At 73.5% G+C, this 1,386-nt stretch carries 2 protein-coding genes; both read right to left on the bottom strand.

The features are described from left to right. Positions 1–101 precede the first annotated feature (101 nt). Positions 102–587, bottom strand: coding sequence for a 2-oxo-4-hydroxy-4-carboxy-5-ureidoimidazoline decarboxylase (locus tag MCM47_RS40745; protein ID WP_238862916.1), 486 nt, complete (start codon positions 585–587; stop codon positions 102–104). Between the two features lie 309 nt (positions 588–896). Next, positions 897–1,386 (bottom strand): alpha/beta hydrolase (locus MCM47_RS40740; protein ID WP_238951833.1); only part of this gene is annotated, 490 nt, incomplete at its 5' end.

Genomic DNA, 1,386 nt, shown 5'->3' with positions numbered 1-1,386 from the left:
GACGCGTGGCGCCATGACGCGTGGCGCCGTGACGCGTGGCGCCGTGGAACCCGGAGCCGTGGGGCGCGGAGCCACCGGGCGAGGTGCGGTGCAGCCGCGGTTCAGCGGGCCGCGGCCCCGGAATGCGTGGCGACCAGGTGCTCCAACCGGGTGAGGGCGATCCGGCGCAGCTCGTCGGCCGCGATCAGCCGCTCCTCGTCCGGGTCGTTGGCGAGCCGGGTGCGGATCGAGTGGAGGACGGTGTCGAGCATCTCCTCGGGGGCGACGCCCTCCAGGCAGACCACGAAGACGTGCCCGAACCGGGCCTCGTACGCGGCGTGGGCCGCGCGGAGGGCGGTGTGGGCGGCCTGGCTGCCCGGCGCGCGCATGCCGAGGAGCGGCTGCGGCATCCAGCTCTCGTCCGCCAGCGCCTCGGCCAGGTCGGCCGGGCGCAGGTCGTAGGAGGCCTCACTGGCGGCGGCCAGCAGGGACTCTATGTCGGGGTAGGGCCGGTGGGCGGTGAGCCGCAGGGCCCAGCGGTGGCTGCCGCAGCAGGCCAGCAGGGCCTCCTCGGCGGCGCCGGCGTCGGCCTCGTTGAAGCGGTGCAACCCGAGGAGGGTCGGCTCGGAGTGTGGATCGAGCCGCTGCGGCGGGATGTCGCTGGCCAGCGGGTCCTCCTCGTGAGGGCGGGAAGGGGCCGGTGGGAAGGGGTGGAGCAGATGAAGTATGGGGCTGCGGAGCGGCGTCCAGCGCCCGCCGGGCAGCGGCTCAACGGTAGTTGAGCGGTCATCAGTTGGGGAGAGCGCGCGCGGAATTCATCCGATCGAGCTATCAAGTTGTGACGTTGACACCTCTCTGTCAGCGCTCTCCCCGCCTTCATCTGCTAATACTCCGGATCCCTGGGCATGCCCGGCCCCTCAGGAGCACCTGGTCCCGGCGGCCGGCATGGTCCCGTCGACGAGGTACGCCTCCAGCGCGGCGTCGATGCAGCCGTTGCCCTTGCCGAAGGCACCGTGGCCCTCGCCCACCCGGGTCAGCAGGGTGGCGTCGGCGAAGCCCTTGGCCAGCGCCTCGGCCGAGGCGTAGGGCGTGGCCGGGTCCCCGGTGGTGCCGACCACCAGGATCGGCGCGGCTCCCTCGGCGCGGACGGCGTGCGGCTTCTCGGTGGTCTTGAACGGCCAGTACGCGCACGAGGGCTCGTCGTAGTCCTCGACCGTGACGCCCTTGGAGAGCAGCGGGGCCTCGGCCTGGAGCCGGGCGACCGCCTGCCGGGCGCGCTCGGGGGTCGGGGCCGGGCGGGAGGTGTCGGCGCAGCTGATCGCGCCGTTGGCCTCCTCCATCGGGCTGTAGTGGCCGTCCTCGTCGCGGCCGTTGTACTCGTCGGCGAAGGCCAGCAGGTAGTCGGGC

The sequence above is a fragment of the Kitasatospora sp. A2-31 genome, from assembly GCF_022288725.1.
Lineage (GTDB): Bacteria > Actinomycetota > Actinomycetes > Streptomycetales > Streptomycetaceae > Kitasatospora.
Note: the sequence above shows the minus strand (reverse complement) of the source record. Positions and strands in the feature narration are given on the sequence as shown.